General features: G+C 66.1%; 12 protein-coding genes. 1 reads left to right on the plus strand and 11 read right to left on the minus strand.

The window, feature by feature from the left end:
• The first annotated feature begins 98 nt into the window (after positions 1 to 98).
• The gene (locus CEY08_RS30170) at positions 99 to 281 is read left to right on the plus strand and encodes a VOC family protein (RefSeq protein WP_232033821.1); all 183 of its coding nucleotides are present in this window, start codon (positions 99 to 101) and stop codon (positions 279 to 281) included.
• Between the two features lie 52 nt (positions 282 to 333).
• Here the strand turns inward: CEY08_RS30170 and CEY08_RS16020 are convergent, their stop codons facing one another.
• The 11 genes from CEY08_RS16020 to CEY08_RS16070 all read right to left on the minus strand — a co-directional run bounded on the left by CEY08_RS16020 (position 334) and on the right by CEY08_RS16070 (position 12,691).
• A complete protein-coding gene (locus CEY08_RS16020; RefSeq protein WP_076814635.1) occupies positions 334 to 792 on the minus strand; it encodes a DUF1178 family protein in 459 nt (152 codons plus the stop codon).
• A 139-nt stretch (positions 793 to 931) separates the two neighbouring features.
• The gene (locus CEY08_RS16025) at positions 932 to 1,636 is read right to left on the minus strand and encodes a DUF2968 domain-containing protein (protein WP_076814637.1); all 705 of its coding nucleotides are present in this window, start codon (positions 1,634 to 1,636) and stop codon (positions 932 to 934) included.
• A 117-nt stretch (positions 1,637 to 1,753) separates the two neighbouring features.
• Entirely contained in the window at positions 1,754 to 3,148 is a 1,395-nt protein-coding gene (locus CEY08_RS16030) for a sigma 54-interacting transcriptional regulator (protein ID WP_076814639.1), read from the minus strand.
• A 49-nt stretch (positions 3,149 to 3,197) separates the two neighbouring features.
• Positions 3,198 to 5,240: a pilus assembly protein TadG-related protein gene (locus CEY08_RS16035; protein WP_084738575.1), complete on the minus strand. Its 2,043-nt coding sequence runs from the start codon at positions 5,238 to 5,240 to the stop codon at positions 3,198 to 3,200.
• A gap of 102 nt (positions 5,241 to 5,342) precedes the next feature.
• A complete protein-coding gene (locus CEY08_RS16040; protein ID WP_076814643.1) occupies positions 5,343 to 5,774 on the minus strand; it encodes a DUF3613 domain-containing protein in 432 nt (143 codons plus the stop codon).
• A gap of 23 nt (positions 5,775 to 5,797) precedes the next feature.
• Positions 5,798 to 6,676, minus strand: coding sequence for a tetratricopeptide repeat protein (locus tag CEY08_RS16045; protein WP_076814645.1), 879 nt, complete (start codon positions 6,674 to 6,676; stop codon positions 5,798 to 5,800).
• Positions 6,676 to 7,671 (minus strand): type II secretion system F family protein, encoded by a 996-nt coding sequence (locus CEY08_RS16050; protein WP_063641163.1) that lies wholly within the window; start codon positions 7,669 to 7,671, stop codon positions 6,676 to 6,678. The genes CEY08_RS16045 and CEY08_RS16050 overlap by 1 nt, the downstream gene beginning before the upstream one ends.
• 13 nt (positions 7,672 to 7,684) lie before the next feature.
• A complete protein-coding gene (locus tag CEY08_RS16055; RefSeq protein WP_076814646.1) occupies positions 7,685 to 8,608 on the minus strand; it encodes a type II secretion system F family protein in 924 nt (307 codons plus the stop codon).
• Entirely contained in the window at positions 8,608 to 9,969 is a 1,362-nt protein-coding gene (locus CEY08_RS16060; RefSeq protein ID WP_063641161.1) for a TadA family conjugal transfer-associated ATPase, read from the minus strand. Before CEY08_RS16060 ends, CEY08_RS16055 begins: the two co-directional genes overlap by 1 nt.
• Positions 9,970 to 10,004: 35 nt before the next feature.
• Positions 10,005 to 11,333: a MinD/ParA family protein gene (locus tag CEY08_RS16065; protein WP_063959774.1), complete on the minus strand. Its 1,329-nt coding sequence runs from the start codon at positions 11,331 to 11,333 to the stop codon at positions 10,005 to 10,007.
• Complete coding sequence (locus CEY08_RS16070) at positions 11,330 to 12,691, minus strand: type II and III secretion system protein family protein (RefSeq protein ID WP_088607729.1); 1,362 nt, start codon at positions 12,689 to 12,691, stop codon at positions 11,330 to 11,332. Before CEY08_RS16070 ends, CEY08_RS16065 begins: the two co-directional genes overlap by 4 nt.
• Positions 12,692 to 12,738: the final 47 nt, after the last annotated feature.

Here is a 12,738-nt window from a genome sequence, read left to right on the forward strand (position 1 = left end):
GATGCATTCATCGACGACTTTCTGTCGAAGCGGAATGCTTGCGCCGACCGCGGCAACACTCTGCCTGAGCTGGAGAACTGCGGCTGTGGAAATTCGCCGTGCAAAGTTCTGGGTTGGCCGCGCGTGCGAGCGCCAAATGGCCTCTGTTCCGGAATCCGGCAGAGCAGTGGTATCGCGGCAATGACGTTGAAATCGGCGTGCGCGAGTTCCTGGTCCAGGACCCTGATGGTTATCTGCTGCGCTTCTCGGCCAAGATCGGTGAACGCAGGCATAGCACCTGACGTCCCGCGCGCCCGTTCCCCTGTCCGAATCGGCTAGAGGCGGCGCACCGGGTCACTGCAGCCGTTCGTCGTCGAGGAAGTCGGGCACCGCCATGACATCGATACCCTCTTCGGCCAGCGATTCACGTTCCTCGGGGGTCGCGGTGCCGCGGATGGGACGGTCGTCGGCATCGCCTTCGTGGATGCGGCGCGCCTCTTCCGCAAAGCGCGGACCGACATTCTCGGTATTGCGCAACAGCGCGCGCACCTGACGCATGACTGCCGCCTGCAATGCGGCCATTTTGTCGGCGTCGGAAGCATTGGCGGGCAGCGCGGGCTGAGCCGCCGGCGCATGCAGATGGGCGACGTTCAGGCGTGGCGCGGACAAGCGCTTGGTGATGCTGGCGGAGCCGCAAACCGGGCACGTGACGAGGCCACGCGCCTGCTGCGCGTCATAGTCTTCGTGCGAACTGAACCAGCCTTCGAAAATGTGGCTGTGTTCGCACTGGAGGTCGAAAACTTTAAGTGCCATGGCATCAATATGGGGTGCAACTCCCAGAATACAAGAAAGCGCGCCCGGCAGGCGATCACCCCCCTGGCGCGCAGGCCCTTTTTTTGGCCGCCCAGGACAAAGCGGGCCCGCAGGCCCGCTTTTCTGCCTGGCCAGGCGCTTACTTGCCGCGCTTCTGCGCGGGCGGATTTCCCACCTGGGCCTGCTGGGCCTGCAGGGCGTCGATCTGGCGCTGCAGATCGCGCAATTGCTGGCGCACGTCCTTTTGCTGATCGGCCAATGCCGTGGCTTCCTGGCGCGATTGTTCCTGGCGCGCCGCAACTTGCTCTTCCTGTTGCATGCGCAGCGTGCGGTCCGCCTGCAGCGTGCTGAGTTCGGCGCTGCGGCTGGCCAGCAGCTTCTCGGCATGCGCGTATTCAGCCTGCATCTTGATGCGCTTGATGTCCACTTCCGCCAGATCGGCGGATTGGCTGACAAAAGCGCGGTAAGTCGCTTCGGCCTGCTTGTCCGACTGCGTCTTCACCACGCGCCAGAAATCCTTTTGCTGGAACAGCGCGACGTAATAGGTCAGGTCGTCCGGCTTGAACAGCAGGCTGGCGCCGTACGTGCCGTTATAGGCAGTGCGCAGCTCCGACACCTGGCGGCTCTGAATCAGGCCCTGCAGCTCCGACAGCGTGGACGCCGGGCGCGCGGCAGGAGGCGGCGCGGGAGGAGTCACCGGAGTGGATGCCGCCTGCGTGTCCTCGACCTGTTTAACCGTGGGCCGGGGCGCTTCGGATTGCGCGCTGGCGCAAGCAGCCAGGCCGGACAGGGCCGTGCCCAACAGCGCCATGCGGGCGGCGCCACGGATAAATTGGACGTTCATGCCTTCCCCAAAAAAATCGTTGCGGAACTATAGCAATTTCTTGCGATCGAGACAGATACGCTTACAACCGCCCTCTCTCTGACTGTCGCCCCCTACGGGCCATTCCCTATTGCGCGTTCAAAGCGCCTCGGCGATGCCGTCGGCCGGTTCGCCCTGCCCCGCCCCCAACTGCAGCTTGCGCATTTTTTCCCACAGCACCTTGCGGCTGATGCCCAAAGTGTGCGCGGTATCCTGGCGGCGCCAGCCATTGGCGTCCAGCGCCGCGAGCACGCGCTCGCGCTCGGCGCGCTCGGCGTCGGTGAATACGGCAGGTTCGGCGCGTGCGGCGGCGGCCGCCCCCGCCACGCGCAGCGGCTCGGCCAGCTGGTCGAAGATGCGTTCGATGCGCGGCCGATCCCAAGCCTGGAATTGCCGCCGCGCAATCGCGACGCGTTCCGCCACGTTGGAGAGTTCTCGCACATTGCCCTCGTAGCGCGTGCGTGAGACGCGCTCCAGCAGCCACGGGGGCAGCTCGTCCTCCACGCCCTGGCTATGAAGCAAAGAGCGAAAAATCGCCGCCTTCTCTTCCGGCCCGCGCTGCTCCAGGTTGGGAATGCGCAGCTCGATGACCGCCAGCCGGTAGTAGAGGTCCGCGCGGAATTCGTCCTGCCCCACGAGCGCCCGCAAATCCTTGTTGGTGGCAGCGACCAGACGGAAGTCCACCGGCACCTCCACCGTCGAACCCAGCCGCGTCACCGTGTTCTGTTCCAGCACGCGCAACAGCTTGACCTGCTGATAGAGCGGAAGATCGCCGATTTCGTCCAGGAACAGCGTGCCGCCGCTGGCCTGCTCGAAGTAACCCTTGTGGGCCCCGATCGCGCCCGTGAAGGCGCCCTTGGCATGGCCGAAGAAGTGCGCCTCGAAGAGGCCTTCGGGGATAGCCCCGCAGTTGACCGCCACGAAGGGGCCGTCGGACCAGGCGGCGCGATCATGCAGCAGGCGCGCGATGCGCTCCTTGCCCACGCCGGTTTCGCCGTGGATCAGCACGTTGCTGCGGCAATCGGCATACATTTCCGCTTCGGCCAGCAGGTCTTGCATGGTCGTGGACACGGCGATCAGCGGCTGCTCGCGGCGGGGCGTGGCACGATTGAGCTGATTCAGCGTGCCCAGCAGTTGGTACAGCAGCTTGCGCAGGTCGGCCGGAGTGAAGGCCAAGGGCAGCGTATAGGAGTACTCGGGCGGGTAGTAGCGCGGGTCGCGTCCACGCGCTTCCGCGGCCACCCAGATGACCGGCATGCCTTGCGCCGCCAGCCAGTCATAGCCGCTGAACCGCTTGTCTCCCATCACCGATACCGACACCAGGGCGACCGCCGGCCGCGCCAGGTCGCGGGGCGGCGGAAACGCGGTGCCGGCGTCCGCCCGCAGCAGCGACACGTCCATGCCCGCCAGGCAGCGCTCGGCGCGGCTGGCAATGTCGGAGGTGCCTTCCCAGACGTACACGTCGAACTCTTCGCGCGCGAAATTCTGGCTCATCGCTGGGACCATGCCGGAAAAAGAAGGATACGGGTCACGGAACTCATCATCAGTACACCAGGCGGGGCTTGCCGCAATCCACGGAAATCAGCGAAACATCGGTCTGGCCCACGCTCATGCCCAGCACGTTGAGCAACTGCTGCAGTACCGCAGACAGCGAATTCAGCAGGGGATCCAGCAAAGTCATGACCACCGACAGCACTCCGCCCACCTGTCCGCCGCCGTTCAGGGCCAATGCGCCGACCGCATCGACACGGCACTGACGAATGGCATTCGGCGTCAGCGCCAGGGCGCAGGTCACATCGCTGAGCGGAGCCAGCAGCAACGAATTCAAGATGCCTCCCACCAGCTGCAGCGTGCCTCCGAGCACCCCCGTCAAGCCTCCGGTCGTCAGGCGGGCGCCGAGCTGGTCCATCGCAGTCTTGGACCACTGCATGTCATTGACGACTTTCGAGACGGTCTTGCCGGCATTGTTCTTGTCTCCGCCCACGAGCTGGGTCGCCAATTCATTGCGCTGCGCCTCGGTCAGCGGCGTGCCGGTGTTGTAAAGATCCCCCAGGATGCCGCCTATCACCGCGTCGGTCAGGTTGGAGGCAAGCTTGGACAGGTCGATGTTGGTGGCGCTGACGGTGGCGGTGGAATCAGGCGACGGCGGCGCGGTCAGGGTCACGGACACGGGCGCCGAGGAACTGAAGACAGGCAGCGTGACCTTGGCGGTCAACGGCAGTATGCCCAGCACGTTCAAGACCTGATGACGTCCTATGGCGTTGAATGCGCTGGGTTCGCAGCGATTCGTCAGCGACTGGAAATTCGCGGCGTTGGAGTCGGTGGCGGACGCCATGCCCGGAAAGCGTCCGAGGCAGACGCTGGCTGCCGCCGACGTCACGTCGATCACGGCCTGGTTCTCGGCAAGCGGTGCTTCGCACAGCTTGCGCAACGTGCCCATGGATTGCGCCACGTCGATGATGATGGGCAGGTCCACCCTTGTGTTCAAGGTGTTGGCCAACAAGGGGCCGACTAGCGGGATGTTGCTGGTGTTGACGCGCAGATACACCCGTATGCCTGCGCTGATCGCTTGCGCACCCACCCCGCCTACGCCCACGGCGGGCGGCTCGACGATGCGCACCCGCGCGTCCAGGCCCAACAGCGGCACGCTCAGGCCCAAGTTGATCAGATTGCTGCCATTGGCAATGGCGAGGCCGGTTTCCAGGATGTTGAGCGCGTTGACCTCCGCCTGCAAGGCAGCGCCGGGATCGCCGCCCACCACATTCAGATTCAATACGCCTCCGTCTCCGAACAGTTTCACCGGCAGGTTCAGCGGCATCAGGTCCAAGACCGTGTTGATGGCCGAACTCAGTATCCCGACGTCGGCGTTCACCGTCTTTTGCTTGTCGATGACACTCAGCGTCGCCCTGAGCAACTGGCCCAGGGTCAGATTGTCCAGCGCCGTCAATTGCTCGGGCGTGCCCACGCCGGCAGCGGCCGACAGGGGCAGGCCCAGCGCTTCGAGCAGGCCGGCCGGCGTGATGTTCACCTTGGCCAGGCCGGCGGCGTCCAGCACGTCCAGCTGCGAAGGCGACGCCCCGACCGTGGCGAGCAATTGCGACAGCAGACCGCCCCGCTCCAGGCGCAACAGGCGCGAGCCCACCGTGAAAGCCGCGACAGGCTGCGTGTTGGTCGCCACCGCCGCGACCGACGCCGTGACACCGCCCACGCCGGGGATGAGGTTGGCCAGTTGCTTGCGGACGGCGACCCGCACGGCGTTATAGGCCTGCCCGCCCGCGGCGTCGAAGACATGCATGCCGGACGCGTCGGAACGTGTCGGATCCCATACCTTGCATTCCACCGTGAAGTCGGCAGCCGTGAACGCGTCCAGGATATTCGGCACATTGGACAGGGCAGACGCCTTGCCCGCGGCGACGGCCCGCGTGCAGTCTGCGCTGGAGCCGAGATTCAGGACCTGTACCGCCGACAGCGCCGCCAGGTCCGCCGCCTTCTGCATCTCGCGCTTCATGTAGAACCCGTAGCCGAGTTGCAGGACGCCCAGCAGGACGACTCCAACCAGCACCGCGAAAACGACGGCCACGGTCATGCTTCCGCGTTGACGCGGCAGACTGGCAGAAGGTAGACAGCCGGCTGACATGCTTTTTCGACTCCGTATCCGCACGCGGCGGGAACCAACGGCTCCCGGGATTTACTGGATGTTGGGCACTTCCACATTCCGGTCGAACCACTCCGGAATCGGATGCTTGAAGCTTTCAAGGTAGCGATTCCAGGCCGCCGTGGAGACGGGCCCCAGCACGGGCAAGGCGTTGCCTGCGCGCCTGCCGTCGGCCTGCGCCGCCAGCAGGCCCCGCGTCACGTCGCCAAAGCCCTCCTGCGCCGGTGGCGCGGCGGCGGATGCGGCGGCGGGCGTTTGCGGCATGGGGGTCTGCACCTGCTGCACCACCGGGCGGTCCGGCATGGAGGCGGCGGAGGGCACCGCGGCGGGCGCAGGCGCGTTGCTGGAGGCGTCCGACATGCTGCCCGTCAGCGGGGCGTTGGATTGCGCCTGGCCGAGGGACGGCGTCAGCGCGGTCAGGGCGCAGGCAAGAGAGAATAAAGCGCGTTGAATCAAACTGGACATGGCGGTCTTCCTTGGATTGGGGGTCAGCGCACGATGGGGCCGTTGCCCAGCCCTTCCATCAAGGGGCTCATCATCGGCATGACGGCCTGGCCGCCACTGGAAACGCGGGTGGCAGGCTCATGGGACAAATGAGACACGGCGGGCGCCGGCGCCAATTGGCCGCGGATCTCGGCCGCCAGGCGCAGCACCTGGCCGCGCGCCTCTTCGCTCAATTGCGCGCGTTCCATCAGGCGCTGCGCCTTGAGCGGATCGCCCTCGACCAGCAGCAGCACCGCCAGGTTCGCCAGCACCTTGCCGCTTTCCGGCGTCAGTTCGGCAGCCTGCCCCAGGGGCACCCGCGCTCCCGCCGGGTCCCCGGCCCGCAAGCGCGCATAGCCCAGGTCGCCCAGGATCCGAGCGTCCATGGGCGCCAGCCTGGCCGCGCGAGAAAAATAGTCGGCCGCCTGGTCGAATTGTCCGCGCGAACCGGCGATCAGGCCCAGGCCATGCCAACCCTCGGCTGCCTGGTCGGTGGTGGTCAGGGCACGGTACGCCTGTTCGCTGAGCGCCGCCTGCCCGGTCTGGCGCAGCGCTTCGGCACGCAGGACCGCCACCCGAGCGTCGTTGCCGTACTTCTGCTGATAGCCGTCGATGTACGCAAGCGACGCGAAATAGCGCTCCTGGCGCTGCGCTTCGACGATCATCGACAACATCATTTCCGGTTCCTTGGGCCGGCGCTTGCTCTCGGCCTCGTCCTCCTTCTGCCGCATCAAGGCCTGTTCCTGCTGCTGTTGCTGGATCAGTTGCCAGGCGGATTCCGCACTATTGGTTTTGCAGCCGCTCAAGCCCGCGCCCGCGGCCACCACCGTAGCCACCAGCGCGCATCGCCATGCGCATGCCCCGCCCTTCGTCGCGCCATCCATCACATTCCCCCCATGCGCGACAAACCGCGCAACACCGCGATAAATCCCGCCCCGCCCGTCACGATCAACAGCGCGGGCAGCAGGGTAACGATCATGACCCCCGTCATCTTGACCGTGGTCTTGCCCACCTTCTCCTTCAGCTCCAGCCTCCGCTTGTCCCGCAAGCGCTCGCCAAACCGGTTCAGGGGCTCTTGGACAGCTCCCCCGTGCTGATCGACCTGCGCGATAAGGCGGCAGATGGCGGACAGGTCGTCGTTGTCGAATCCCGTCGCCAGCCTGGCCAGGGATTGTTCGCGGCTTCGGCCGCGCACATAGAGTTCGGAGGCCAGGCGCAATTCGAACGACAGCACCGGCAGCACCTGGCCGAACTCTTTGACCAGCACCTGCAGGCTCTGGTCGATCGACAGGCCCACGCCTTGCAACAGGCGCAACAGGTCGATCAACAAGGGCAGCTCGTCGGCCGCCTGCCGACGCCTGCGCGCCAGGCGCCGCTGCACGATCCATTTGGGCAACATGTAGCCGATCGCGAAGCCGACAAAAGCGGCGACGAAGGCGCCCAGCGGCATGTCGGGGAGATGCTGGCGCAGATCCAGCATGACCGCCGCCACGGGCAACAGGATCGCCAGTCCGAAGCGGATCAGCACGAAGCGTGAGCGCGCGGTGCCGGGGTTGGCATAACCTGCCATGTCGACCAGCTTGCGGTCTTCGGCCGCCAGCAATGCATCGGCCAGCCGCCCTTCGCTCAGGCGTTTGCCAAAGGTGTCGGCCGCGCGCGCGGCCGCCGCCAGCCGGCCTTGCCCGCCATCGGCCTGCGGGGCCGCGGATGTCGCCCCCCCTGCGCGCGCGGCAAGCGCCTGATCCACCACCTGGCGGCTGCGTCCCTGGCTGCGCAGGCGTCGCGCCATGCTCAGGCCCAGCACCAAGAGGCCGGCCGCCACCAGCATCAGCGCCATCGCCAGCAAGGTGGAAGCGTTCCAGGATCGCAGGATGTCCATGCGGCGCCTCCCTTCAAATTGCCTTGGCCATGCGGTACAGCCAGTAGCAACCGCCGATCTGCAGGCAGACGGCGGTGACCAGCATCCTGAAGCCCTGCGGGTCTTCCCACAGGCCCATGAACAGATTGTTGTTGGCGACGATGATGAAGCCCGCGATTCCGACGGGCAGCAACGCCAGGATCCACGCGGATAGCCGGACCTCCGCCGAACTCGCGGTCAACTCGTTGCGCGCCTGCGCCACATCGCGCATGAAGGCCGCCATGCGTTCAAGCACCTGGTCGCTGCGGCCGCCAAAGCGCATCGCCAGCGACACCACCGCCGCGACCATGTACAGCTCCTTCAGTCCATACAGGCGAGATACGTGCGCCAAAGCCGCGTCCAGTTCCTTGGAACGGCTGAGGCTCGCCGCGGTTTCCACCACCTCGCGCAGGGGCTCGTCCGTGGTGCTGGCGGCGGTCTGGAAGGCAGCGCCCATGCTGTTGCCAATCGTGATCAGGCGCACGATGTTGTCCAGGAACGCCGGCAACTGCGAGATCATCCGCCGCTGGCGCTTTTCGGCGCGCAGCCATAGCAGGAAGTATGCGAACACAGCCAGCAGCAAGCAGGTCACGGCCGCGGAAAGCACACCAAGGAATATCCAGGCCAGCACGGCCCCCGCGATGATGGGAAGTGCGATGCGCAGATACAGGCCGGCGCTTTGCCGCAGGCCCGCCAGCCGCAGCAGGCGGTCCCAACCGGCGTACCCGCTACGGAACTCTCGCGCGCCTTCGGCGAAAGGCGCGCCGCCGGCGGCCTCGTCGCGACCGCGCTGAAGCTGGCTTTCCAGAAACGCCGAGCTGGCCGCACGGCGGGCGCTGCGGTCGGCATGCCGCCACAGCAGCACCGCCCCGACGGCCAGCACCACCGCCAGACTCGCGAGCACCAGGACTTCGAGCATCAGCGCCTCCTGCTCCAGAATCCGCCGCCCCCGCCGTCGCGGTCGTCGGTCGCGTTGTCGTTGGCGCGCGCCTCGTTGCGCAGCTTGGCCAGCTTGGACGTGTGGGGGTGGATGCCCAGCCAATTCCAGCGGTCCTTTTCCTCGCCGTCCGGTGTCGCATAGGATTCGTGGCGATAGAGTTCCTGCGTGGAGATCACGTTGTCGCCCATGCCAGTGATTTCAGTCACGGAGAGCACGCGGCGCTTGCCGTTGGACAGGCGCCCGATCTGCACGATGAAATCCAGCGCGCTGGCGATTTGCCTGCGCAGACTGTCCTCGCTGCCCTGGAAGCCGGCAAAGCCAGCCAGCATTTCGATCCGGTACAGGCATTCGCGCGGGGAGTTGGCGTGTATGGTCGCCATCGATCCCTCATGCCCGGTGTTCATGGCCTGCAACATGTCCATGACTTCGGCGCCGCGCACTTCGCCCACGACCACACGGTCCGGACGCATCCGCAGGCTGTTGCGGATCAGCTCCCGGATGGTGACCGCGCCACTGCCATCGAAGCCGCCTTGGCGTGACTCGAGCCGTACCACGTGCGGATGGTTGAGCGACAACTCCGCGGTGTCCTCCACCGTCACCACACGCTCCGTCTCGGGAATGAAGAACGCCAACGCGTTCAGCAATGACGTCTTGCCCGAGCTGGTGCCGCCGGACACCAGCACATTGCAGCGGTTCTTCACGGCTTCGTGCAGCAGCCGGTAGATTTCTTCATCGAACGTGCCCAGGGTCAACAGGTCGGCCGGCTTGAGCGGGTCCTGGCGAAACTTCCGGATCGACACCATGGGGCCATCCACGGCCAGAGGCTCGATCACCACGTTCAGGCGGCCACCATCCGGCAGCCGCGCATCCACCATGGGGCTGGATTCGTCCAGCCGCCTGCCGATCGGCGCCAGGATGCGGCGCACGATGCGCAGCACATGCTGATTGTCGGTAAATCGGAGCGTCTCGCGCGCCAGTACGCCTCGGCGCGAGACGAAGACGTTGTCGTAGCCGTTGATCAGGATGTCTTCCACGGCGGGATCGGCCAGCAGGTCTTCCAGTGGCCCCAGGCCGGCCAGTTCCTTGGTCAGGGCTTCAGCGATGGCGCGCATTTCGCCTTCGTTGATCGGCACCCGGCGCAGGCGCACGAAACTCGCGACCTCGATGTCCACGAATTCCTGGATGGCCGACCTGGCCCAGCGGCCGAACTCCGCGCCCAATTCCTCGATGCGGGAGAGCAGGTGCTCGTAAGCGGCCGTCTTCACTTCCTGGTAGCGGTCCGACGCCGAAAAGCCTTTGTCGCCATCGCCGCCGAACTCTATCGTCGCTGTCATGATCATGTCGGATCCCGTAGCCGTCCGTCTCTGTCTGTCCGTCAACCGACCACCATGCGGCGATGCACGCCCGGCAGCCAGGTAGCCAGCCAGCTTGCCCGCCCGCCGGGCGTGCTCTCTTCGGCGCACAGGCGTTCCGCCAGTCCCTGCACCGCGCGCACGTAGACGTCGCGCTCAGCCTCCTCGTGCAGCAGGTGGCCGCGGTTCGTGCACACCATCAAGGCCAGCGCGCGGTCCGGCAGCGTGCCCACCAATTCCAGCTGGAAGCGTTCCGCGATCTGCTGTGCCGTCATGCCATAGCGCTCGTCATAGCGATTGACGACCAGCCCCAGGCTGCGCCTGTCCACGTGCAGTTGCTCCAGTTCCTGCAGCAGGCCCGCCAGGGACACCAGCGCGCCGACGCTCTGGTCGGTCACGATCCAGTTCAATTGCGAGGCGCGTGCCAGGCCGGAAACGAATTCAGGATTGGTGAAGCCGCCGGTATCGGCCACCACGATCGAGAAATGCTGGCGCATGCGCTCAAACACCAGCAAGGAATCCGACTGCGAGACATCGCGCATCTGGCCCAGGTCGCGCGGCAGCGACAGCACGCTCAGCCCATTGGCCGTATGCGCCATGGCCGATCCCAGCAGCGTGGAATCGAGGCGCCGCAGATTGCGCGCCGCCTCGGCGAAGTCGAAATCGCCGCCGATGTTGAGATAGAGCTGGCAATCACCCACCGGCCAGCCCATGTCCATCAGCGCGACGCGGCTGGACAAGGGCAGCGGTTCGCCGGACGGCTTGGGCAGCTTGGCGCCCGCCGCCGTGGCGCGCTGGTTGTGCGCAAGCTTGAGGCGATCCTGCACCATGCCCGCCAGATGGACGGCCAGCGTGCTGGTGCCCACGCCGGGACGCGCGCCCAGCAGCACAACGCTGCGCCGCGTGCCATCCATGCGCCCGCCTGCCGGCCTGTCGAGCAGGCGCAGCACCACTTCCTTGATTTCCTGCGGCGCCACCGAAGGGTCGACAAAATCGCTGACGCCAGCCCGCAACGCAGCGATCGCCCCCTCCGGCTGGCTCAGGTATCCGACAGCCACGCGCGGCACGGTCGGCGCGATGCGCGCCAGCAGACGCGCCAGTTCCGCCGACTTGAACAGCTTTCCGGGTTCGTCGTCGCTGAGCGTGAAGTCCAGAAACACCACTTGCGGCCCGATCTCGGTCAAACGCCGCGCCAGTTCTTCTATACGCGGGAATTCCTGGGTCAGCATCCCCAGGTCGCCCAAAGCCTGTCCCAATTGCGCGGCAACTCCATTGCCCTGAGAGCAGAACAGGAACCGGGTGCCGTTTTGCAGGCCCACCCATTCGCTGGCATGTGTCTTCATATTGCTCACCGTGAAAAGCCCGGCATCTGCTGGCCACCCACCGGACCAGTCAGGTAATAGCCCCAAGCGTTGAATGCCGTATCCGTCTGCTCCTGCTTGGCTCCCGGCAGCGGCAGGGCCACGCCGCGCGCAATGGGGCGCACCAGGCGCGGGGTCACGACGATGACCAGCTCGGTGTCCTCCTGGGAATAATCCACGCTGCGAAAGAAGGCTCCGATGATGGGCAGGTCGCCCAACATCGGCACCTTGTTGACCATGGCCTTGGTCTGTCGCGATACCAGGCCGCTGATGACGAAGCTCTCGCCGTCACCCAATTCCACGGTGGTGTCCGCGCGCCGCGTGCGCAGGGCCGGAATGATGGTGCTGGTGTCCGTGCTGGTATTGATGGCGATGCCATTCGTGTAGTCCAGCTCGCTGGCCTCGGGCGCCACCTTCAGCGAAATGCGGTCACGCGACAGCACGGTCGGCGTGACGGTCAGGCCGATGCCGAAGGGCTTGAAGGTCACGTTGACCGTCCCCAGGCCGCCGGCCTGGGGAATGGGCAGCTCGCCGCCAGCCAGGAAACTGGCGCTCTGCCCCGTCAAGGCCACCAGCGTCGGCTCGGCCAGGACTCGCGCCATGCCGTTGGTTTGAAGCAGGCGCAGCCGCGCCGCAAAATTGTTGGAATCGTAGAAAAGCGAAAAGCCCGACGCCACCAGGCCGCCAAGGCTGGCGGGCATGGTGGAGCTGCCTCCGCTCCAGGGCCCATTGCTGGCCGTGAAGCTGATGCCAGCCGCCTTCATCACCGAACGCGACACTTCCACGACCTTGACTTCCACTTGCACCACGCCGCCGGTGCCCGCGGTGGACAGGTCCACCACGTTCTTTTCGCCGCCCACGGTGGACGCTGCCATGGTGGCCGAGGCGATCTGCCCCAGCGGCGAATCGGCATGGCCGGACACGACGGCGCGGCCGTCCGCGAAGTCCACGTTGGCGCCGCCCTCCAGGCCGCGGCTCGCCAATGCTCCCTGCACGCCGCCACCCACGCGCACGTTCCATATCTGCGGCGCGGCGCTACCGCCGGTCCAGACCTGCAACTGCGTGGTGCCGGGCTTCTTGCCATAGAGCAGCACGGCGCCCGCGCGCTTGCCGGTGGCGGGCAGCACCTTCACGTCCGCCACCTCAGGATCGCCGATGGCGATGCGCGTAGGCGCGCCGCTACCCAGCGTAACGGTCTGCTGCCCCTTGACCGACATCGAGATATCTCGCGCCGGCGCGCTTGCGCTGGCCGTGGGCGCTGTGCTTTGTGCCAGGCTGAGGCCACCGTGCGTCATCGCTGCCGCGGCCGACAAGAGGCAGATCATGGTGGTGCGCTGATGTTTCTTCATTGTGCAGGACCTGATAATGGAAAAAGTCCGGCTGCGGCCAGCGCCTG

This window comes from Achromobacter insolitus, from assembly GCF_002209555.1.
Classification (GTDB): Bacteria; Pseudomonadota; Gammaproteobacteria; order Burkholderiales; family Burkholderiaceae_B; genus Achromobacter; species Achromobacter insolitus.

Coding starts and splice junctions, on each gene's coding strand:
- CEY08_RS16035 (WP_084738575.1), bottom strand. CDS start 5,240: ATGACCGTGGCCGTCGTTTTCGCGGTGCTGGTTGGAGTCGTCCTGCTG.
- CEY08_RS16050 (WP_063641163.1), bottom strand. CDS start 7,671: ATGGACATCCTGCGATCCTGGAACGCTTCCACCTTGCTGGCGATGGCG.
- CEY08_RS16020 (WP_076814635.1), bottom strand. CDS start 792: ATGGCACTTAAAGTTTTCGACCTCCAGTGCGAACACAGCCACATTTTC.
- CEY08_RS16045 (WP_076814645.1), bottom strand. CDS start 6,676: ATGGATGGCGCGACGAAGGGCGGGGCATGCGCATGGCGATGCGCGCTG.
- CEY08_RS16070 (WP_088607729.1), bottom strand. CDS start 12,691: ATGAAGAAACATCAGCGCACCACCATGATCTGCCTCTTGTCGGCCGCG.
- CEY08_RS16040 (WP_076814643.1), bottom strand. CDS start 5,774: ATGTCCAGTTTGATTCAACGCGCTTTATTCTCTCTTGCCTGCGCCCTG.
- CEY08_RS16055 (WP_076814646.1), bottom strand. CDS start 8,608: ATGCTCGAAGTCCTGGTGCTCGCGAGTCTGGCGGTGGTGCTGGCCGTC.
- CEY08_RS16030 (WP_076814639.1), bottom strand. CDS start 3,148: ATGAGCCAGAATTTCGCGCGCGAAGAGTTCGACGTGTACGTCTGGGAA.
- CEY08_RS16060 (WP_063641161.1), bottom strand. CDS start 9,969: ATGATCATGACAGCGACGATAGAGTTCGGCGGCGATGGCGACAAAGGC.
- CEY08_RS16025 (WP_076814637.1), bottom strand. CDS start 1,636: ATGAACGTCCAATTTATCCGTGGCGCCGCCCGCATGGCGCTGTTGGGC.